General features: G+C 71.6%; 19 protein-coding genes. 15 read left to right on the forward strand and 4 right to left on the reverse strand.

Annotated elements, in window-relative coordinates:
* The first annotated feature begins 59 nt into the window (after window positions 1–59).
* A complete protein-coding gene (locus ACFUNE_RS28655) occupies window positions 60–1,022 on the forward strand; it encodes a GlxA family transcriptional regulator (protein WP_383573998.1) in 963 nt (320 codons plus the stop codon).
* Window positions 1,023–1,048: 26 nt separating this feature from the next.
* Complete coding sequence (locus ACFUNE_RS28660) at window positions 1,049–1,684, forward strand: DJ-1/PfpI family protein (RefSeq protein WP_383574000.1); 636 nt, start codon at window positions 1,049–1,051, stop codon at window positions 1,682–1,684.
* Here ACFUNE_RS28660 and ACFUNE_RS28665 read toward each other — a convergent pair.
* Window positions 1,671–2,471 carry an enoyl-CoA hydratase/isomerase family protein gene (locus tag ACFUNE_RS28665; RefSeq protein ID WP_383574002.1) on the reverse strand — a complete coding sequence of 267 codons (801 nt, stop codon included), beginning with the start codon at window positions 2,469–2,471 and terminating at the stop codon, window positions 1,671–1,673. The genes ACFUNE_RS28660 and ACFUNE_RS28665 overlap by 14 nt on opposite strands.
* Before the next feature lie 80 nt (window positions 2,472–2,551).
* Between ACFUNE_RS28665 and ACFUNE_RS28670 the strand changes: the two genes are divergently transcribed.
* Both ACFUNE_RS28670 and ACFUNE_RS28675 read left to right on the forward strand, forming a co-directional pair.
* Window positions 2,552–3,214: an HdeD family acid-resistance protein gene (locus tag ACFUNE_RS28670; protein ID WP_383574004.1), complete on the forward strand. Its 663-nt coding sequence runs from the start codon at window positions 2,552–2,554 to the stop codon at window positions 3,212–3,214.
* Between the two features lie 148 nt (window positions 3,215–3,362).
* Complete coding sequence (locus ACFUNE_RS28675; RefSeq protein ID WP_383574006.1) at window positions 3,363–3,818, forward strand: ATP-binding protein; 456 nt, start codon at window positions 3,363–3,365, stop codon at window positions 3,816–3,818.
* Window positions 3,819–3,839: 21 nt separating this feature from the next.
* On the opposite strand, the gene idi is transcribed toward ACFUNE_RS28675, so the two are convergent.
* The 3 genes from idi to galE form a co-directional block, all read right to left on the reverse strand.
* Window positions 3,840–4,433 (reverse strand): isopentenyl-diphosphate Delta-isomerase, encoded by a 594-nt coding sequence (gene idi, locus ACFUNE_RS28680; protein ID WP_383574008.1) that lies wholly within the window; start codon window positions 4,431–4,433, stop codon window positions 3,840–3,842.
* 401 nt (window positions 4,434–4,834) lie between these two features.
* Complete coding sequence (locus tag ACFUNE_RS28685; protein WP_383574010.1) at window positions 4,835–5,779, reverse strand: cation diffusion facilitator family transporter; 945 nt, start codon at window positions 5,777–5,779, stop codon at window positions 4,835–4,837.
* 198 nt (window positions 5,780–5,977) lie between these two features.
* Complete coding sequence (gene galE, locus ACFUNE_RS28690) at window positions 5,978–6,973, reverse strand: UDP-glucose 4-epimerase GalE (protein WP_383574012.1); 996 nt, start codon at window positions 6,971–6,973, stop codon at window positions 5,978–5,980.
* 285 nt (window positions 6,974–7,258) lie between these two features.
* Between galE and ACFUNE_RS28695 the strand changes: the two genes are divergently transcribed.
* The 11 genes from ACFUNE_RS28695 (at window position 7,259) to ACFUNE_RS28745 (ending at window position 19,161) form a co-directional block, all read left to right on the forward strand.
* Window positions 7,259–9,034 carry a DUF5941 domain-containing protein gene (locus ACFUNE_RS28695; RefSeq protein WP_383574144.1) on the forward strand — a complete coding sequence of 592 codons (1,776 nt, stop codon included), beginning with the start codon at window positions 7,259–7,261 and terminating at the stop codon, window positions 9,032–9,034.
* The gene (locus ACFUNE_RS28700) at window positions 9,031–9,768 is read left to right on the forward strand and encodes a sugar phosphate nucleotidyltransferase (RefSeq protein WP_383574014.1); all 738 of its coding nucleotides are present in this window, start codon (window positions 9,031–9,033) and stop codon (window positions 9,766–9,768) included. Before ACFUNE_RS28695 ends, ACFUNE_RS28700 begins: the two co-directional genes overlap by 4 nt.
* A complete protein-coding gene (locus tag ACFUNE_RS28705) occupies window positions 9,756–10,817 on the forward strand; it encodes an iron-containing alcohol dehydrogenase family protein (protein WP_383574016.1) in 1,062 nt (353 codons plus the stop codon). Before ACFUNE_RS28700 ends, ACFUNE_RS28705 begins: the two co-directional genes overlap by 13 nt.
* Window positions 10,795–11,574 (forward strand): CDP-alcohol phosphatidyltransferase family protein, encoded by a 780-nt coding sequence (locus ACFUNE_RS28710; protein ID WP_383574017.1) that lies wholly within the window; start codon window positions 10,795–10,797, stop codon window positions 11,572–11,574. The genes ACFUNE_RS28705 and ACFUNE_RS28710 overlap by 23 nt, the downstream gene beginning before the upstream one ends.
* A gap of 8 nt (window positions 11,575–11,582) precedes the next feature.
* Window positions 11,583–12,455 carry a glycosyltransferase family 2 protein gene (locus ACFUNE_RS28715; RefSeq protein WP_383574019.1) on the forward strand — a complete coding sequence of 291 codons (873 nt, stop codon included), beginning with the start codon at window positions 11,583–11,585 and terminating at the stop codon, window positions 12,453–12,455.
* A 108-nt stretch (window positions 12,456–12,563) separates the two neighbouring features.
* The gene (locus tag ACFUNE_RS28720) at window positions 12,564–13,493 is read left to right on the forward strand and encodes an ABC transporter permease (protein WP_383574020.1); all 930 of its coding nucleotides are present in this window, start codon (window positions 12,564–12,566) and stop codon (window positions 13,491–13,493) included.
* Complete coding sequence (locus ACFUNE_RS28725; protein WP_376374976.1) at window positions 13,486–14,271, forward strand: ABC transporter ATP-binding protein; 786 nt, start codon at window positions 13,486–13,488, stop codon at window positions 14,269–14,271. Before ACFUNE_RS28720 ends, ACFUNE_RS28725 begins: the two co-directional genes overlap by 8 nt.
* 418 nt (window positions 14,272–14,689) lie before the next feature.
* Entirely contained in the window at window positions 14,690–15,607 is a 918-nt protein-coding gene (gene hpnC / locus ACFUNE_RS28730; RefSeq protein ID WP_383574023.1) for a squalene synthase HpnC, read from the forward strand.
* Between the two features lie 29 nt (window positions 15,608–15,636).
* The gene (gene hpnD / locus ACFUNE_RS28735) at window positions 15,637–16,557 is read left to right on the forward strand and encodes a presqualene diphosphate synthase HpnD (protein WP_383574025.1); all 921 of its coding nucleotides are present in this window, start codon (window positions 15,637–15,639) and stop codon (window positions 16,555–16,557) included.
* Window positions 16,558–16,672: 115 nt separating this feature from the next.
* Window positions 16,673–18,061 (forward strand): hydroxysqualene dehydroxylase HpnE, encoded by a 1,389-nt coding sequence (hpnE, locus tag ACFUNE_RS28740; RefSeq protein WP_383574027.1) that lies wholly within the window; start codon window positions 16,673–16,675, stop codon window positions 18,059–18,061.
* Window positions 18,058–19,161, forward strand: coding sequence for a polyprenyl synthetase family protein (locus ACFUNE_RS28745; RefSeq protein WP_329235898.1), 1,104 nt, complete (start codon window positions 18,058–18,060; stop codon window positions 19,159–19,161). Before hpnE ends, ACFUNE_RS28745 begins: the two co-directional genes overlap by 4 nt.
* Window positions 19,162–19,306: the final 145 nt, after the last annotated feature.

Below are 19,306 nucleotides of genomic sequence, written 5' to 3' on the forward strand. Positions count from 1 at the left end.
AGGAAAGGTGGGGAACTCGTCATTGCGGCCATCCGGGCCGGCAGCCCAGGATGGCGGACATGAAGCAGCGATCCGTGCTCGTCGTCCTCTTCGAGGGCGTGCAGAGCCTCGACGTCACCGGCCCCGTGGAGGTCTTCGCGGGCGCCTCCCGCTTCCCGGGGATCTCCTACGAGCTGCGCACCGCCTCGCTGGACGGCGCACCGGTCCGCTGCTCCAGCGGCCTCACCCTCGTCCCCGACGGCGCTCTCGCCGACGCCGGGACGCCCGATCTGCTCCTCGTTCCGGGCGGTGCGGGCACGAGGGCCCCGGACCCGGAGCTGATCAGCTGGCTCCGGGCCCACGCCCCGCAGGCACGGCAGCTGGTCTCCGTGTGCACCGGCGCCCTGCTCCTGGCCGCGGCGGGCCAGCTCGACGGCCACCGGGTGACCACCCACTGGTCGGTCTGCGCCCAGCTCGCCCGCAGCCATCCGGCCGTCGAGGTGGACCCGGACCCCATCTTCGTACGCGACGGACGGCTGGCCACCTCCGCGGGCGTCACCGCCGGTATCGACCTCGCGCTCGCCCTGGTCGAGGAGGAGCACGGACGGGAGGTGGCGCTCGGCATCGCCCGCCATCTCGTCGTCTTCCTGCGGCGTCCGGGCAACCAGGCGCAGTTCAGTGCCCAGCTCACCGCGCAGACGGCCGTCCGCGAGCCGCTCCGCGACGTGCAGCACTGGGTCACCGAGCATCCGGACGCGGACCTCTCGGTGGAGGCGCTCGCGTCCCGGGCCGGGCTCTCGCCCCGCCACTTCGCCCGCGCCTTCCAGGCGGAGACGGGCCTGACCCCCGGCAGGTACGTCGAGCGCGTACGCCTGGAGCAGGCGCGCCGGCTGCTGGAGGACACCACCGAGGGCGTCGCCGGGATCGCCCGTGCCAGCGGTTACGGCACCCCGGAGGCGATGCGCCGCGCCTTCCTCAAAGCCCTCGGCACCGCGCCCGCCGAATACCGCAAGCGCTTCCGCCCGCAGTCCGTCCGAGCGTGACGACACCACCTGGGAGAGGACCCTCCATGCAGATCGCCATCGTGCTCTTCGACCGCTTCACCGCGCTCGACGCCGTCGGCCCCTACGAGATGCTCAGCCGGGCTCCGGGAGCCGAGGCCGTGCTCGTCGCCGAACGGACGGGACCCGTGCGCAACGACAGCGGGAGCCTTTCGCTCGTCGCCGACCGCACGCTCGCCGAGGTGCCCGCCCCCGACCTGGTCATCGTGCCGGGAGGCCCCGGACAGAGCGACCAGATGGAGAACGAGGCGCTGCTCGGATGGCTGCGCACGGCAGACACCACCAGCACCTGGACGACCTCCGTGTGCTCCGGTTCGCTCCTGCTCGCCGCCGCCGGACTGCTCACCGGCCGACGCGCCACCTCGCACTGGCTCGCCCTCGACGGCCTGAAGGCCTACGGCGCCGAGCCCACGGGCGAGCGGGTCGTCATGGACGGCAAGTACGTCACCGCCGCCGGGGTCTCCGCGGGGATCGACATGGGCCTCACCCTGCTCGGCAGGATCGCGGGGGACACGTACGCCCAGTCCGTCCAGCTCCTGACCGAGTACGACCCGCAGCCGCCCTACGACACCGGATCCCCGGAGAAGGCCCCGGCGGCCATGGTCGAGGAATGGCGGGCGAGGAGCCGGTTCATCCTGACGTAGGCGAGGTCCCCGCGCCGCCCGTCGCCCAGGTGAACCGGGGAGCGCGGCGCTCAAGGAAGGCGGCGACCCCCTCCGCGGTGTCGCCGCTGCCGCGCGCCTGCTCCGACCAGTGGGCGTCGCGGTCCTCACGGCCGTCGGCGAACTCCTTGGCGGCGGCCTGCGTCAGCTGCGAGCGCGACGCCAGGACCTGCGCGAACGACCGCACCCGGTCCTCCAGTCCGCCGACCGGCAGGACCTCGTCCACGAGCCCCGTACGCAGGGCGCGGTCCGTGCCGATCAGCTCGCCGGAGAACAGCAGGTACTTCGCCGAGGCCGGGCCGACCAGGGAGACGAGCCGGCGCGTCGAGGACGAGGGGTAGACGATCCCGAGCTTGGCCGGGGTGACGCCGAAGGACGCGCCCTCCTCGGCGAACCGCAGATCACACGCGGCCGCGAGCTGGCTGCCGCCGCCGACGCAGTATCCGCGCACGGCGGCCAGCGTCGGCCCCGGGAACGCGGCCAGGGCCTCCTCCGCCTCGACGGCGAGTGCCTGGGGACGCCCGCCGGGGTCCTGGAGGGAACCGATGTCCGCACCGGCGCAGAAGGTGTCACCGGCGCCGGTGAGCACGAGGACCCGCACGCCCGGGTCGGAGGCCAGCGCCTCCAGCAGTGCGGGCAGCGCCTGCCACATGCCGGCGGTCATGGCGTTGCGCTTGGCGGGGTTGCTGATGACGACGGTGGCCACGCCGTCCACGACCGCGTGCTCCAGCCGCGGCTCCGCCCGTACCGTCTGCTCCCTGGGGTCCATGCGCCGGATGCTATCCGCACGGACCGAACCTATGATCAAGAAGGGGTCGCGAAGCAGGCACGCACCGTGAGGAGCTGTCGATGACCGGACCCACGAGCGAGGGCGGGAAGAGGACCGGACCCGGGGGCGGGAAGAGGGCCGGAGCCCCGGCCGGGAAGTCCGGGCCCGCCGCCGAGGGCAGGAAGCTCAGCCGCAGCTTCGGCGTGCTCGCCCTGCTGGGAGCCCTGCTCGCCGTGGCGGGGCTCGTCGGACTCGTCTACACCGGCGTGGCCACCCTGACCTCGATGATCCTCTTCGGCTGGCTGCTGCTGATCGGCGGCCTCGTCGGCCTCCTCCACGCGGTCCAGGCCCGCGGCACCCCGTACTTCTGGCTGGGCGTGGTGGTCGCCGCGCTGAACATCGCGGCCGGTGTCGTCGTCATCAGGAACCCGGTGGGCACGGCCGAGGCACTGACGATGTTCGCCGCGCTCCTCTTCCTCACCGGGGGAGTGTTCCGGCTGGTCGGCAGTGTCGTCGTACGCGGGCCCCAGTTCGGCTGGACGCTGCTGCAAGGAGCCTTCGGGCTGCTGCTGGGCGTGCTGGTGCTCGTCGACTGGCCGCACAGCAGTCTCTACGTGCTCGGGTGCTTCTTCTCCCTGGCCCTGCTGTTCGACGGACTCGGGCTGATCGCCATCGGAGTGGGAGGACGACGCGTCGTCGGTCTGGTGACGGACCAGATGACGCCTGAAGAAGGTGAGAAGTAGTCCAATCACCTGACGCCGTCATACTCATTCGGTCAAATTGCTTCAAGAGCAGACCACTTATGTTCAGAGCTGCGGTCCGGACCACGCTCTTCCCGACACTCATTACTCGATAGTCAGTGATATGCGAGTCGAGAGCGGGTATCGGTCTATGGAGAGCCGTGGGAGTGTTCCGGCCCATCCCGTGCCGTACGAGGGGGTGTGGCGCTTCACCGCCCCCGCTGTGGACGTCTCGGTGCCGCAGGCCCGGCACGCGGTGCGGGATCTGATCGACCGGCAGGGCGTGCCCGTCGAGGACGACATCCTGCAGGGTCTGCTGCTGATCGTGTCGGAACTGGTCACCAACGCCGTCCGGCACGCGGCGCTGCTCTCGCCCGAACTGGCGGTCGAGGTGGCCATCGGCGCGGAATGGATCAGGGTCTCCGTCGAGGACAACCACCCCTACCGCCCGACCGCACTCGTCACCGACTACGCGCAGACCGGCGGCCGCGGGCTGCTCCTGGTGCGGGAGATCACCGCCGAGGCGGGCGGCACCTGCGACGTGGAGCACACCGCGGGCGGCGGAAAGATCATCTGGGCGGCGCTGCCCCTGAAGACGCAGCTCTGACCGCCCCTGCGGCGCGCCGCCTCACCAGCCCGCGGACGGCCCCGTCAGTTCCCGGATCGCGGGCCGTGCGGCGTCCAGCACGGTCATGAACCAGGCCGAGAACGGCGCGGCCGCATGACGCTCCGCCAGCTCGCCGGCGGTCACGAAGGCCGTCTCGCCGACCTCCTCCTCGTCCGGCCGCAGGTGTTCCTGCACCATCCCCACGAACAGGTGGTTGAACTCCTGCTCCACCAGACCCGACACGGGGTCGGGGTGGTTGTAGCGGACCGTGCCCGCCGCGGCGAGCAGCGAGGGCGAGACCCCCAGCTCCTCGTACGTACGACGGGCGGAGGCCGCGAACGGCGCCTCTCCCGGGTAGGGGTGACCGCAGCAGGTGTTCGACCACACGCCGGGGGAGTGGTACTTGCCGAGCGCGCGACGCTGGAGCAGCAGCCGTCCCTGCTCGTCGAAGAGGAAGACGGAGAACGCCCGGTGCAGCTGGCCCGGCGCCTGGTGAGCGGCGAGCTTCTCCGCGGTGCCGATGGTGGTGCCGCTCTCGTCGACCAGTTCGAGCATGATCGCGTCTGCTGTGCCGTTCGACGAGCTGTTCGCCGCGGTGGCTGGTGTGGTCGGCATACCCATCCTTCGCTTTGGTTCCCGGCCTCGTGCGCCGGACCCCTCGAGTGCGGTCAAGTCTGCCGTACAAAAGCCGCTTGTCCGCACTTCGGGTGCTGGCATGTCCGTCCCGCCGCACCCCGGAGGGCGCGGCGGGACGGACACCGCGTCAGACCCCGAGGACGTCCGGGTAATGGATCGTGCCCTTCGGTACGGGCGCGGAATCGTCGGGGGCCGGCTCCGTCATCACCTCGTCGGGCACCTCGGAGGACGGCCTGTCCCGAACCGCGAGTCCGGGTGGTGCTCCGAGTCGCCGAGCACCAGGACGAGTGACTCGCCCCGCAGCCGTGCGGCGTCCGGCCCCGCCCGCACCACCGCGCGCCCGAGGCCGCCGGCACCGGCGCCGGCGGCCTCCCGGCGGCTCAGTGACAGAGCCGCGCCTCGTGCTCCGCGTGCCCGCTGGGCTCCAGCTGGAAGGTGCAGTGCTCGACGTCGAAGTGATGGCCCAGGCAGCCCTGCAGATCGTGCAGGAGCTTCTCGTGACCGATCGAGTCGAGCATCTCCTGGTGCACGACCACGTGTGCGGAGAGGACCGGCATGCCGGAGGTGATCGTCCAGGCGTGCAGGTCATGGACGTCCAGCACACCCGGCAGGGCCGTGATGTGCGCGCGTACCTCTGCCATGTCGACGCCCTTGGGCGCCGACTCCAGCAGCACGTCGAGCGTCTCCCGCAGGAGTTTCACCGTACGGGGGACGATCATGAGGCCGATCAGCAGCGAGGCGATGGGGTCGGCGGCCTGCCAGCCGGTGGCCATGATGATGCCGGCGGAGACCAGCACGGTCACCGAGCCGAGCGTGTCCGCGACGACCTCGAGATAGGCACCCCGCACATTGAGGCTGTCCCGCTGCCCGCGCACCAGCAGGGAGAGCGAGACCACGTTGGCGACGAGCCCGACGGCGGCGAACGCGATGGCCAGACCGCCCCGGGTCTCGGCCGGAGTGATGAAGCGGTCGACGGCTTCGAAGACCAGGTAGCCGCCGACACCGAGGAGCAGCAGGCAGTTGGCCAGCGCGGCGAGGATCTCGGCACGGGCGAAACCGAAGGTGCGGTTGGGGCCGGCCGGCTTGTTGGCGAAGTGGATGGCCAGCAGGGCCATGCCCAGGCCCAGCGCGTCGGTCGCCATGTGGGCGGCGTCCGCGATCAGGGCGAGCGAATCGGCGAGCAGCCCGCCGACGATCTCCATGACCATGACGCCGAGGGTGATGCCCAGGGCGACCCGGAGCCGGCCGCGGTACGCGGCGGCGGCCGTCGTCCCCGTCGGGGGCGGCCCTCCGTGCGTGTGCCCGTGATCGTGGCCAGCCCCCATGAGAACGCCTCCGGAAACGCGTCGTGCCCCTCGGACAGCTCGCATGCGAACGACTCGGAGAGCTCGGACGCAGGTCGCCCGATGTGGCCAGTGAACTACGGGGGCGGGGTGGCGGGCAACACGGCACTGAACACCGTTGTCATGTGCTCTGACCTGCGGAAACGATCGCAGGTCAGAGCGTCGCGGGGGAGCGGTCCCTCACCGTTGCGAGCGGGCCTCGGGGTGCAGCCGGCACCAGCCCTCCCACGCGGACAGCACCATCTCGCGCATGCCGCGGCGTGCCGTCCAGCCCAGTTCCCCGGTCATCCGGGCGGACGACGCGACCGCCCGGGCCGCGTCCCCCGGCCTGCGCGGCTCGACCACGGGCTCCGCGGGGATACCTGTCACCTCGGCCACCAGCTCGGCGAGCCGCCGCACCGAGACGCCCTCGCCCCGTCCGATGTTCACGGTGAGGTCCGAGCCGGCCGTCTCCTCGGCGTCCCGGTCCAGCTTCCTGGCGACGGCGAGATGCGCCTCGGCGAGGTCGGCGACATGGATGTAGTCGCGTACACAGGTGCCGTCCGGCGTCGGGTAGTCGTCACCGAAGATCCGCGGTGCGTCGCCCCGCGTCAGCCGGTCGAAGAACATCGGGACGACGTTGAAGACACCCGTGTCGGCCAGTGCGGGCTCGGCGGACCCCGCCACGTTGAAGTACCGCAGACAGGCCGTCGAGATGCCGTGCGCGTGGCCCGTCGCACGCACCAGCCACTCGCCGGCGAGCTTCGTCTCGCCGTACGGGTTGATCGGCGCGCACGGCGTCTCCTCCGTGATGAGCTCCACGTCCGGGACGCCGTACACCGCCGCCGACGAGGAGAGGAGGAAGCGCCGCACACCGGCCGCGACCACGGCCTCCAGCAGCACGGCCAGCCCGGTCACGTTCTCCCGGTAGTAGAGCAGCGGCTTCTCGACGGACTCTCCCACCTGCTTCTTCGCCGCGAGGTGCACCACACCGGTGACGGCGTGCTCCGCCAGGACCCGGTCCAGGACGCCCCGGTCGTAGGCGCTGCCGCGCACCAGGGTGACCCCCGCGGGCAGTCGCTCCTCGAAGCCCGTGGAGAGATCGTCGAGGACGACGACCCGTTCCCCGGCCTCCGTCATGGCCTTCGCCACATGTGCCCCGATGTAACCGGCCCCGCCGGTGATCAACCACGTCATACGCGTCAGCTTATGCGCTGTCCGGACGCGGTTTGTGGGCCGAGGCGTTGATCGACGATGATGATCGCGAACGGCGCCGCATCATGGCTGATTCGCCCGAACGGAGCACAAACGGGCGGTGAACTCGGTCTTCCGTTCATCCGATAGCCTCAGCCGACGTGCCGCCGGCCCACCTCCGGGCCGCAAGTCGCGCGCCGTTCCCGTGAGCAGCCCAAGGAGTGAGTTCGTCTGTCGACCGCCATCCTCACCGGTGCGCCGGTACCCGGATCGTCGCTCGAGGACGATCTGCGGTCGCTCGGCTTCGAAGTCACTGCCGCAGCTGACGCCTCCGAGGCCGCCGAGCTGCTCGCAGCGGTCCCCGCGAGCAGGCGCGTCGCGCTCGTGGACCCCCGCTTCGTCGGCCATGTCCACGCGCTCAGGCTCGGACTCACCGACCCCCGCTTCGCCGCTGCGGCGATCCCCGGTGCGCTCACCGCGCAGCCCGAGGCCCGCCCCGCGCTGCTCCGCGCCCTGCGGCGGGCCGTCACCGCCGTTGGTGCCGGGAGTCCCGTCGCACCCCCCGGCGCCGGAACCGTCACCGAGGAACGCACCGTGCCCGGCCGGCTGGCCGTGGCGCTGGACGCGGAAGGCACCGACGTGCGGCGCCCCGAGCTCGGTTCGCTCACGGCAACCGTGCCGACCGGACCCGAGGAGCGCATCGCCGCACGGGAAGCCGTGGCCGCCGTCGACGACGAGGCCGTACGGCTGCGCAGCGCGGTGAAGGCCCACGACGGCTTCTTCACCACCTACTTCATCAGCCCCTACTCCCGCTACATCGCACGCTGGTGCGCCCGGCGGGGGTTCACCCCGAACCAGGTCACCACCGCCTCGCTGATCACCGCGCTGATCGCGGCCGGCAGCGCGGCGACCGGCACCCGCGGCGGCTACGTCGCGGCCGGGCTGCTCCTGCTCTTCTCCTTCGTCCTGGACTGCACCGACGGGCAGCTCGCCCGGTACTCGCTCCAGTACTCGACGATGGGCGCCTGGCTGGACGCCACCTTCGACCGGGCCAAGGAGTACGCGTACTACGCGGGCCTCGCCCTCGGCGCCGCCCGGGGCGGCGACGACGTGTGGGTCCTCGCCCTCGGTGCCATGGTGCTCCAGGCCTGCCGCCATGTCGTCGACTTCTCGTTCAACGAGGCGAACCACGACGCGGTGTCCAACACGAGCCCCACCGCCGCGCTCTCCGACAAGCTCGACAGCGTGGGCTGGACGGTCTGGCTGCGCCGGATGATAGTCCTGCCCATCGGCGAGCGCTGGGCCATGATCGCCGTGCTCACCGCGGTGACCACCCCCCGGATCGTCTTCTACGCCCTGCTCGTCGGCTGCTCCTTGGCCGCCTGCTACACCACGGCCGGCCGGCTGCTGCGCTCGCTGACCCGCAAGGCGAAGCGCACCGACCGCGCCGCCCGGGCCCTTGCCGACCTCGCCGACTCGGGTCCCCTCGCGCAGGGTGTCGCCGCCGTGCTGCGGCGTCCCGGCGGAGGCTTCACCGCCCCGTTCCTGGCACTCGCCGGAGCGCTCGTCATGGTCGCCGCCGCGCTGTTCGCCCCTTACGGCGGCCTGCTGACGGTGGGAGCCGCGGTGGTCTACGCGGTCCTCTCCGGCCTCGCCGTCTCGCGGCCGCTCAAGGGCGCGCTCGACTGGCTCGTCCCGCCGGTCTTCCGGGCCGCCGAGTACTGCACGATCCTGGTGCTGGCCGCCCGCAGTGACGTACCGCACGCGGTTCCCGCGGCATTCGGTCTGGTTTCGGCCGTCGCCTACCATCACTACGACACGGTCTACCGCATCCGGGGCGGCACCGGGGCGCCGCCCCGATGGCTGGTGCGCATCATCGGCGGACACGAGGGCCGGACCCTGGTCGTCGCCGTTCTCGCCGCCGTACTGACCCATGGTTCCGGTTTCACCACGGCTCTCACCGCGCTCGCGGCCGCCGTGGCTCTGGTGGTGCTCGTGGAGTCCATCCGCTTCTGGGTGTCCTCCTCGGCCCCCGCCGTACACGACGAAGGAGAACTCGCATGATCGGCCTCGTACTGGCTGCCGGTGCCGGACGCCGTCTGCGTCCGTACACGGACACGCTGCCCAAGGCCCTGGTGCCGGTGGACGGCGAGAAGACGGTCCTGGACCTGACGCTGGCCAACTTCGCCGAGGTCGGACTCACCGAGGTCGCGGTCGTCGTCGGCTACCGCAAGGAGGCGGTCTACGCCCGCAAGGCCGAGTTCGAGGCCACGTACGGCGTGACGCTGACGCTGATCGACAACGACAAGGCCGAGGAGTGGAACAACGCCTACTCCCTCTGGTGCGCGCGTGAGGTCCTGAAGAAGGGCGTCATCCTCGCCAACGGCGACACCGTGCACCCGGTCTCCGTGGAGAAGACCCTCCTGGACGCGCGCGGCAAGGGGCAGAAGATCATCCTCGCCCTCGACACGGTGAAGACCCTCGCCGACGAGGAGATGAAGGTCATCACCGAGGACGGCAAGGGCGTCCGCCGGATCACCAAGCTGATGGACCCGGCCACCGCCACCGGCGAGTACATCGGCGTCACGCTGATCGAGCCCGAGGCGGCCGAGGAGCTCGCCGACGCCCTGAGGACCACCTTCGAGCGCGACCCCGACCTCTACTACGAGGACGGTTACCAGGAGCTCGTGAACCGCGGCTTCACGGTCGACGTCGCGCCCATCGGAGAGGTGACCTGGGTCGAGATCGACAACCACGACGACCTCGCCAGGGGCAGGGAGATCGCGTGCCTGTACTGACCCGCCTCATTCCGTCCCCCGTCGTCGTCGACATCCGGCGCGGCGCGATGGACGATCTGGCCGGTCTCCTCGCCGACCAGCGGATCTCCGCGTCGGGCAAGCTGGCCATCGCGATCAGCGGGGGGTCGGGGCGCGCCCTGCGCGAGAGGCTCGCTCCGGTGCTGCCGGGTGCCGACTGGTACCCGGTCACCGACGGCACGATCGACTCCGCGGTCCGGCTCGCCGACGGCATCAAGGGCAACCGCTACGACGCCGTCGTCGGCCTCGGCGGCGGCAAGATCATCGACGTGGCGAAGTACGCCGCGGCGCGCGTGGGCATGCCCATGGTCGCCGTCGCGACGAACCTGTCCCACGACGGACTCTGCTCCCCGGTCGCGACCCTGGACAACGACAACGGACGGGGCTCCTACGGGGTCCCCACCCCGATCGCCGTCGTCATCGACCTCGACGTCATCCGTGAGGCGCCCGCACGCTACGTGCGCTCCGGCATCGGCGACGCGATCTCCAACATCTCCTGCGTCGCCGACTGGGAGCTCGCCCACGCGGAGCGCGGCGAGGACATCGACGGCCTCGCGGCCGCCATGGCCCGGCAGGCGGGTGAGGCGGTCCTGCGCCACCCCGGCGGGATCGGCGACGACGCCTTCCTCAAGGTGCTGGCCGAAGGCCTCGTCCTGACCGGCATCTCGATGTCGATCGCGGGGGACTCGCGTCCGGCCTCGGGCGGATGCCACGAGATCAACCACGCCTTCGACCTGCTGTACCCGAAGCGCGCGGCCAGCCACGGCGAGCAGGTCGGCCTCGGCGCCTGCTTCGCCATGCACCTGCGGGGCGCGCCGGAGGAGTCGCTGCTCATGGCGTCCGTACTGCGGCGCCACGGGCTGCCGGTGCTGCCCGACGAGATCGGCTTCACCGGCGAAGAATTCGTGCGGGCCGTCGAGTACGCCCCGCAGACGCGCCCGGGACGCTTCACGATCCTGGAGCACCTCAACCTGTCCACCGACCAGATCAGGGACGCGTACGCCGACTATGCAAAAGCCATCCATAGCTGAACTCCGCCCGGTCGTCCACCCTCCGGGTGTGAAGGACCGGCGCAGCGGCGAGCACTGGGCGGGTCGGCTCTACATGCGCGAGATCTCGCTGCGCATCACCCGGCGCCTGGTGACCACCAAGGTCACGCCCAACCAGCTGACCTACGTGATGACCGTCGCGGGCGTCCTCGCGGCTCCCGCCCTGCTGGTCCCGGGCATCCCGGGTGCCCTGCTCGGCGTGCTCGCGGTCCAGCTCTACCTGCTGTTCGACTGCGTCGACGGCGAGGTGGCCCGCTGGAAGAAGCAGTACTCGCTGGGCGGGGTCTACCTGGACCGGGTGGCCGCCTACCTGTGCGACGCGGCGGTGCTGGTCGGCTTCGGCCTGCGCGCCGCGGACCTGTGGGGCCCGGGGCGCGTCGACTGGCTGTGGGCCTTCCTGGGCACGCTCGCCGCGCTCGGCGCGATCATGATCAAGGCCGAGACCGACCTCGTCGGTGTCGCACGCCACCAGGGCGGGCTGCCGCCCGTCAAGGAGGCGGCGTCCGAGCCGCGCTCCTCCGGGATGGCGTTCGCCCGCCGTGCGGCCGGTGCGCTCAAGTTCCACCGGCTGATCCTCGGTATCGAGGCGTCCTTCGTGATCCTCGTGGTGGCCGTGCTCGACGTGGTCAGGGACGACCTCTTCTTCAGCCGTCTCGCGGTCGCGGTCATGGCCGGCATCGCCCTTCTCCAGACCGTCCTGCACCTGGTGTCGATCCTGGCGTCCAGCAGGCTGAAGTGAGCTCACCCATGAAACTCGGCGCGGTCATCATCACCATGGGCAACCGCCCCGACGAACTGCGCGCCCTCCTCGACTCGGTCGCCGGGCAGGACGGCGCCCGGATCGAGGTGGTCGTGGTCGGCAACGGCGCCCCGGTCCCCGACGTCCCCCCGGGGGTACGGACCGTCGAGCTGCCCGAGAACCTGGGTATTCCGGGCGGCCGCAACGTCGGCATCGAGGCGTTCGGCCCGTCCGGAGCCGACGTGGACGCGCTGCTCTTCCTCGACGACGACGGGTACCTGCCGAAGACCGACACCGCCGAGCTGTGCCGGCAGGCGTTCGACGCGGACCCGGAGCTCGGGATCATCACGTTCCGCATCGCGGACCCGGACACCGGCGTCACCCAGCGGCGGCACGTGCCGCGGCTGCGTGCCTCCGACCCGATGCGCTCCTCCCGTGTCACGACGTTCCTCGGCGGCGCTAACGCCGTGCGCAGCCAGGTGATCGCCGAGGCCGGCCCGCTGCCCGGCGAGTTCTTCTACGCCCACGAGGAGACCGACCTCGCGTGGCGTGCCCTGGACGCCGGCTGGATGATCGACTACCGCGCGGACATGGTGCTCAACCACCCCACCACCGCTCCCTCACGGCACGCGGTCTACCACCGCATGGTGGCCCGCAACCGGGTCTGGCTGGCCCGCCGGAACCTGCCCGCACCACTGGTTCCCCTCTACGTCGGGGTCTGGCTGCTCCTCACCCTGGTCCGCAGGCCTTCGGCGCCCGCGCTCAAGGCATGGTTCGGAGGCTTCCGGGAAGGCTGGACCACGCCCTGCGGACCGCGGCGCCCCATGAGGTGGCGTACGGTATGGCGGCTGACCAGACTGGGCCGGCCGCCGGTGATCTGAGAGGCTCACCTCTGAGAGCATGAGCCGTATTCATTCCGTACGGGGAACCTGTCCGCCCTGGCCGCGCCCGCGACCGGCTGCGCATTGTGAAGACGAGAGTTCTTAACTGTGAGTGACACGACCCACGACGGCGGGATTGCGCTGAGCAGCCCGCCGTCCGCCGACGAGGGACTGAACGCGTCCCAGCTGGCCGACAAGTACGGCTTGACGGTGAGCGGCGCCCGGCCCGGGCTGTTCGCCTACGTCCGGCAGCTCTGGGGCCGCCGGCATTTCATCCTGGCGTTCTCGAGGGCCAAGCTGACCGCTCAGTACAGCCAGGCCAAGCTCGGTCAGCTGTGGCAGGTGGCCACGCCGCTGCTGAACGCCCTGGTCTACTTCTTGATCTTCGGGCTGATCCTGGGCACCCGTAAGGGGATGAGCCAGGAGGTCTTCATCCCGTTCCTGGTGACCGGGGTATTCGTCTTCACCTTCACCCAGAGCTCGGTCATGGCCGGGGTGCGGTCCATCGCCGGAAACCTCGGCCTGGTCCGGGCGCTGCACTTCCCGCGGGCCTCGCTGCCGGTCTCGTTCTCGCTGCAGCAGCTCCAGCAGCTGCTGTACTCGATGATCGTGCTGGTGGCCGTGGCGGTGGGCTTCGGCAGCTATCCGTCGCTCTCCTGGCTGCTCGTGATCCCGGCGCTGGCCATGCAGTTCCTCTTCAACACCGGCCTGGCCCTCGTGATGGCCCGGCTGGGCAGCAAGACGCCCGACCTCGCCCAGCTGATGCCGTTCGTCATGCGCACGTGGATGTACGCCTCGGGCGTGATGTTCTCCATCCCCGTGATGCTGGCGGACAAGCCGCAGTGGATCGCCGACGTGCTGCAGTACAACCCGGCGGCCATCTACATGGACCTGGTCCGCTTCGCGCTCATCGACGGCTACGGCTCCGAGAACCTGCCGCAGCACGTCTGGGCGGTCGGGCTCGCCTGGGCGCTCGTGGTGGGCGTCGTGGGCTTCGTGTACTTCTGGAAGGCAGAGGAACGGTACGGCCGTGGCTGAGGAATCGTCCCAGGGACACATCCCCACCGTGATCGCGGACGACGTGCACATCGTGTACCGGGTCAACGGCACAGGTGGAGGCAAGGGCAGCGCCACCGCGGCGCTGAGCCGGATCATGCGCCGAGGCAAGGGCGAACCGCGTGGCGTGCGCAAGGTGCACGCGGTGCGGGGCGTCTCCTTCACCGCCTACCGGGGCCAGGCCATCGGTCTCATCGGCACCAACGGCTCCGGGAAGTCGACCCTGCTGCGGGCCATCGCCGGCCTGCTGCCGACCGAGCACGGCAAGGTGTACACCGACGGCCAGCCGTCGCTGCTCGGCGTCAACGCCGCGCTGATGAGCGACCTGACCGGCGAGCGCAACGTCGTGCTCGGCGGCCTCGCGATGGGCATGAGCCGCGAGGAGATCCGCGCGCGGTACAAGGACATCGTGGACTTCTCCGGGATCAACGAGAAGGGTGACTTCATCACCCTGCCCATGCGGACGTACTCGTCCGGCATGGCGGCTCGCCTGCGGTTCTCGATCGCGGCGGCCAAGAACCACGACGTCCTCATGATCGACGAGGCCCTGGCCACCGGAGACCGCAAGTTCCGGGTCCGCTCGGAGGAGCGGATCCGCGAGCTGCGCAAGGAGGCCGGCACCGTCTTCCTGGTCAGCCACAACAACAAGACCATCCGGGACACCTGTGACCGGGTTCTGTGGCTGGAAAAGGGCGAGCTCCTGATGGACGGACCCACCGAAGAGGTGCTGAAGGCCTACGAGCGGGAGACCGGCAAGTAGCCGTCGCGTGCGAGTGGCCCCCGCCGGAGCACAGCGGCGGGGGCCCTTGCGGTGTCACGGCCGGGCGAGGCCGGGGCCGCCGGGAGGCCCGGGGGGATCTCCTCCCGGCGGATGACGTCAACCATCCCCGATCCGGGGAAGGTTGACGGCGGCCGGAGTGTGGCAGGAGGGCGTGCTGCACCCGGGCGAGGCTCTGTGAGCTGTACAACGTAAGCTGTCACGGTACTGATTCGCGGCACTGTGGGGTGATACGCCCCGGCACATCGCCCGTTGTGCGCATGTCGCACTCGGCCGGACGAGCGGCGTGTCCGAAAAGGGATGTTTTGGGTCGGCAGTGTAGAACGGGAGATATGACGGCAATGATGGAAAATCTCCAGCTCCGACGTGGTTTCGCCGTCCCCGCGTCGGGTGGTACGCAGTGACCCCCGTCCAGCGGGCGCGCGTCGACGCCGTGACCGCCACGCTCGGCAAGGCCGCGGACGAGAACTTCCCCGTGGCACCCTTCTTCCTGCCCCGCGCCTGGCGCGACGACCTGATGGCCGTCTACGGATTCGCCCGCCTCGTCGACGACATCGGTGACGGCGACCTGGCCCCCGGCGGTGCCGACGCCCGCCACCTCGGCCTCGACCCCGCTCAGGGCGAGGACCGCCTCGCCGTGCTGGACGCCCTCGAAGCCGACCTGCACCGAGTGTTCTCGGCCACCGGCGACGGCCCCCGCCACCCCCTGATGCGTGCCCTGCGCCCCACCGTGCGGCGCTGCGCGCTCACCCCCGAACCCTTCCTCGGCCTGGTCGAAGCGAACCGGCAGGACCAGAAGGTCCGCCGCTACGGCACCTACGGGGAGCTGCTGGCCTACTGCGAGCTCTCCGCCAACCCCGTCGGACGCCTCGTCCTGCAGATCACCGGCACCGCGAGCCCCGAACGGATCCGCCGCTCCGACGCCGTCTGCACCGCCCTGCAGATCGCCGAGCACCTCCAGGACGTCGCAGAGGACCTCGGCCGCGACCGGATCTACCTGCCCGCCGAGGACATGGCACGCTTCCACGTCGGCGAATCCGACCTGGCCGTGCCGTCCGCAGGCGCGGCGGTACGCGCCCTGATCGCCTACGAGGCGGAGCGCGCCCGCGAGCTGCTGGACGAGGGCATCCCCCTGGTGGGCAGTGTCCACGGCCGGCTCAGGCTGCTGCTCGCCGGATTCGTCGGCGGCGGACGAGCCGCCCTCGTCGCCGTCGCGGCCGCCGGTTTCGACGTACTGCCCGGACCGCCCAAGCCCACCGCGCCCAGACTTCTGCGCGAGGTGGGAGACGTCCTGCGAAGAGCGCACAGAGAGGGGTGAGCCGGACCGTGGAGGGACAGACGACGTACATGTCGGCACCGGTACAGGCCGCATACAGCTACTGCGAGGCCGTCACCGGACAGCAGGCCCGCAATTTCGCGTACGGCATCCGTCTGCTGCCGTACGAGAAGCGGCAGGCCATGTCGGCGCTGTACGCCTTCTCCCGTCGGGTCGACGACATCGGCGACGGCGAGCTGGACGCGGAGACCAAGCACGTCCGGCTGGAGGACACCCGGCAGCTGCTCGGGCGCATCCGGGACGGCGCGGTCGACGAGGACGACACCGACCCGGTCGCGGTCGCCCTGGCCGACGCCGCCCACCGCTTCCCGCTGCCGCTCGGCGGCCTGGACGAGCTCATCGACGGCGTGCTGATGGACGTGCGCGGCGCGACCTACGAGACCTGGGACGACCTGAAGACGTACTGCCGGTGCGTCGCCGGTGCCATCGGGCGCCTCAGCCTGGGCGTCTTCGGGACGGAAGCGGGCGCCCCCGGCGCCGAACGCGCCGCGGAGTACGCCGACACCCTCGGCCTCGCGCTCCAGCTCACCAACATCCTGCGTGACGTCCGCGAGGACGCGGGCAACGGGCGCACCTACCTGCCCGCCGACGACCTCGCGAAGTTCGGCTGTTCCGCCGGCTTCCACCGGGCCACCCCGCCCCCCGGTTCCGACTTCGCCGGGCTGGTGCACTTCGAGGTCCGGCGCGCCCGGGCCCTCTTCGCCGAGGGCTACCGGCTGCTGCCGATGCTGGACCGTCGCAGCGGCGCCTGCGTGGCGGCCATGGCCGGCATCTACCGCCGGCTCCTCGACCGGATCGAACGCGATCCCGAGGCAGTCCTGCGCGGCCGGGTCTCACTGCCCGGCCACGAGAAGGCGTACGTTGCGGTGCGCGGCCTCTCGGGTCTCGACGCGCGCTACATCTCACGCCGGACTGCCAGGGGGAGGGTCTGATGGCGGGCCCGATCCGACGCGCGGGGCGGGCAACCCCCGAGCGCCCCGGTGCGTCCCTGTCTGCGACGGCGCGGCATGAGCCGATGACCGCGGCCACCCGGCGAAGGGAGCGGGCATGACCGGCCCGAGCCCTCGGTCCTCCCGCGCCGTGGTCGTCGGCGGCGGCCTCGCGGGCGTCACCACGGCGCTGCGGCTCGCCGACGCGGGGCTCGACGTGACCCTGCTGGAGGGCCGCCCCCGGCTCGGCGGCCTCGCCTTCTCCTTCCGGCGCGGCGACCTCTCCGTCGACAACGGCCAGCACGTCTACCTGCGCTGCTGCACGGGCTACCGCTGGTTCCTCGACCGGATCGAGGGCGCCCACCTCGCACCGCTCCAGGACCGGCTCGACGTGCCCGTGCTCGACGTGGGCCGGCCGGCCGGACCGAGGCTCGGACGGCTGCGCCGCACCGCGCTGCCCGTGCCGCTGCACCTCGCCGGCGGGCTCGCCGCCTACCCGCACCTCTCGCTCGTGGAGAAGGCCGGCGTCGCCCGCGCCGCGCTGGCCCTCGGCCGTCTCGACCCCGCCGACCCCGCGCTCGACGGCATCGACTTCGCCTCCTGGCTCCGTCGCCAGGGGCAGTCGGAGCGCGCCATCGAGGCCCTGTGGGACCTCGTCGGCGTCGCCACGCTCAACGCCACCGCTCCGAACGCCTCCATGGCACTGGCCGCGAAGGTCTTCAAGACGGGGCTACTCTCCGAACCGGGCGCCGCCGACATCGGCTGGGCCGCCGTGCCCCTCGGGGACCTCCACGACACCCTCGCCCGCAAGGCGCTCGAATCGGCGGGCGTGGCGATCCACCTGCGCACCCGGGTCGCCTCCCTCACCCGTGCCGAGAACGGCCGCTGGGCCGTCGGCACCGACGGGGAGACGATCGAGGCGGACACCGTCGTCCTCGCCGTGCCCCAGGGGGAGACCCACCGGCTGCTGCCCGAGGGGGCCCTCGACGACCCCGGCCGGCTGCTCGCCCTCACCGACGCACCGATCCTCAACGTGCACGTCGTCTACGACCGCACGGTGCTGCGCAGGCCGTTCTTCGCGGCGCTCGGGTCGCCCGTGCAATGGGTCTTCGACCGCACGGCGTCCTCCGGTCTCCAGGGCGGCGGCCAGTACCTCGCCGTATCCCAGTCGGCGGCGCAGGACGAGATCGACCTGCCCGTCGCCGAGCTGCGCAAGCGCTACGTGCCCGAGCTGGAACGGCTCCTCCCGGCCGCGCGGGGCGCGGGGATCCGCGACTTCTTCGTCACCCGGGAACGCACGGCGACCTTCGCGCCCGCGCCCGGCGCGGGACGCCTGAGGCCGGGCACGCACACCCGCGCCCCCGGGCTGCACCTGGCGGGAGCATGGACCGCCACCGGCTGGCCCGCCACGATGGAGGGGGCCGTCCGCAGTGGCTTCAGTGCCGCGGACGCCGCACTCCAGGCCCTCGGCCGGCCCCACGAACATCCGCTGCAGGAGGCGGCATGAGCAGTACCACCGGAACAAGAGGAGAGTCTGTGACCCCGGCGAATCCGGCTTACGACACCGTGGTGGACACCGCGGACGTCACCGCGCTTCTGGAGCGCGGGAGGGCCCTGTCAGCGCCGGTGCTGCGAGCTGCTGTGGACCGGCTGGCGCCGCCCATGGACACCGTCGCGGCCTACCACTTCGGCTGGATCGACGCCCAGGGCCGGCCCGCCGACGGCGACGGCGGCAAGGCCGTGCGCCCCGCTCTGGCCCTGCTGTCCGCGGAAGCGGCGGGAGCCCCGGCAGAGGCAGGGATCCCCGGCGCCGTAGCTGTCGAACTCGTGCACAACTTCTCGCTGCTGCACGACGACCTGATGGACGGCGACGAGCAGCGCCGCCACCGCGACACCGTGTGGAAGGTGCACGGCCCCGCCCAGGCGATCCTCGTCGGCGACGCGCTCTTCGCGCTGGCCAACGAGATCCTGCTGGAGCTCGGCACCGTCGAGGCCGGCCGGGCGGCCCGCAGGCTGACCACGGCCAGCCGCAAGCTGATCGACGGCCAGGCCCAGGACATCTCCTACGAGCACCGCGAGCGGGTCACCGTCGAGGAGTGCCTGGAGATGGAGGGCAACAAGACGGGCGCCCTGCTCGCCTGCGCCGTCTCCATCGGCGCCGTGCTCGGCGGAGCCGACGACCGCACCGCCGACGTCCTGGAGGCGTACGGCTACCACCTCGGCCTCGCCTTCCAGGCCGTCGACGACCTGCTCGGGATCTGGGGCGACCCGGAGTCCACGGGCAAGCAGACCTGGAGCGATCTGCGGCAGCGCAAGAAGTCGCTTCCCGTTGTAGCCGCGCTCGCCGCGGGCGGACCGGCCTCGGAGCGGCTGGGCGAGCTGCTCGCCGCCGACGCCAGGAGCACCGACTTCGACAGCTTCTCCGAAGAGGAGTTCGCCGCCCGCGCGGCACTCATCGAGGAGGCGGGCGGCCGCGAGTGGACCGCCCAGGAAGCCCGCCGTCAGCACGCGGTAGCCATCGAGGCGCTGCACGGCGTCGACATGCCGGAACGAGTGCGGGCGCAGCTCACCGAGCTCGCCGACTTCGTGGTCGTACGAAAGAGATGATCACCATCCAGATATGACTCGCAGTCGCCGGCGGGGGGCCCCACGGGGGCCCCCCCCCCGGGGACCCCCCCCCCCCGGCGGCCCAAAAGCACCGAGGGGGAGCCCAGGAAACCACCACCCCCCGAAACACCGCGGGCGCGCCCCC

The organism is Streptomyces sp. NPDC057287 (assembly GCF_042667905.1).
Taxonomy (GTDB): Bacteria; Actinomycetota; Actinomycetes; order Streptomycetales; family Streptomycetaceae; genus Streptomyces.

What these genes read in the sequence shown, in the direction of transcription:
- galE (WP_383574012.1), bottom strand. Translation starts at nt 6,973, where the DNA reads ATGACGTGGTTGATCACCGGCGGGGCCGGTTACATCGGGGCACATGTG.
- ACFUNE_RS28745 (WP_329235898.1), top strand. Translation starts at nt 18,058, where the DNA reads ATGAGCAGTACCACCGGAACAAGAGGAGAGTCTGTGACCCCGGCGAAT.
- hpnD (WP_383574025.1), top strand. Translation starts at nt 15,637, where the DNA reads ATGTCGGCACCGGTACAGGCCGCATACAGCTACTGCGAGGCCGTCACC.
- ACFUNE_RS28670 (WP_383574004.1), top strand. Translation starts at nt 2,552, where the DNA reads ATGACCGGACCCACGAGCGAGGGCGGGAAGAGGACCGGACCCGGGGGC.
- ACFUNE_RS28675 (WP_383574006.1), top strand. Translation starts at nt 3,363, where the DNA reads ATGGAGAGCCGTGGGAGTGTTCCGGCCCATCCCGTGCCGTACGAGGGG.
- hpnE (WP_383574027.1), top strand. Translation starts at nt 16,673, where the DNA reads ATGACCGGCCCGAGCCCTCGGTCCTCCCGCGCCGTGGTCGTCGGCGGC.
- ACFUNE_RS28710 (WP_383574017.1), top strand. Translation starts at nt 10,795, where the DNA reads ATGCAAAAGCCATCCATAGCTGAACTCCGCCCGGTCGTCCACCCTCCG.
- ACFUNE_RS28665 (WP_383574002.1), bottom strand. Translation starts at nt 2,471, where the DNA reads ATGGACCCCAGGGAGCAGACGGTACGGGCGGAGCCGCGGCTGGAGCAC.
- ACFUNE_RS28655 (WP_383573998.1), top strand. Translation starts at nt 60, where the DNA reads ATGAAGCAGCGATCCGTGCTCGTCGTCCTCTTCGAGGGCGTGCAGAGC.
- ACFUNE_RS28700 (WP_383574014.1), top strand. Translation starts at nt 9,031, where the DNA reads ATGATCGGCCTCGTACTGGCTGCCGGTGCCGGACGCCGTCTGCGTCCG.
- ACFUNE_RS28660 (WP_383574000.1), top strand. Translation starts at nt 1,049, where the DNA reads ATGCAGATCGCCATCGTGCTCTTCGACCGCTTCACCGCGCTCGACGCC.
- idi (WP_383574008.1), bottom strand. Translation starts at nt 4,433, where the DNA reads ATGCCGACCACACCAGCCACCGCGGCGAACAGCTCGTCGAACGGCACA.
- ACFUNE_RS28685 (WP_383574010.1), bottom strand. Translation starts at nt 5,779, where the DNA reads ATGGGGGCTGGCCACGATCACGGGCACACGCACGGAGGGCCGCCCCCG.
- ACFUNE_RS28715 (WP_383574019.1), top strand. Translation starts at nt 11,583, where the DNA reads ATGAAACTCGGCGCGGTCATCATCACCATGGGCAACCGCCCCGACGAA.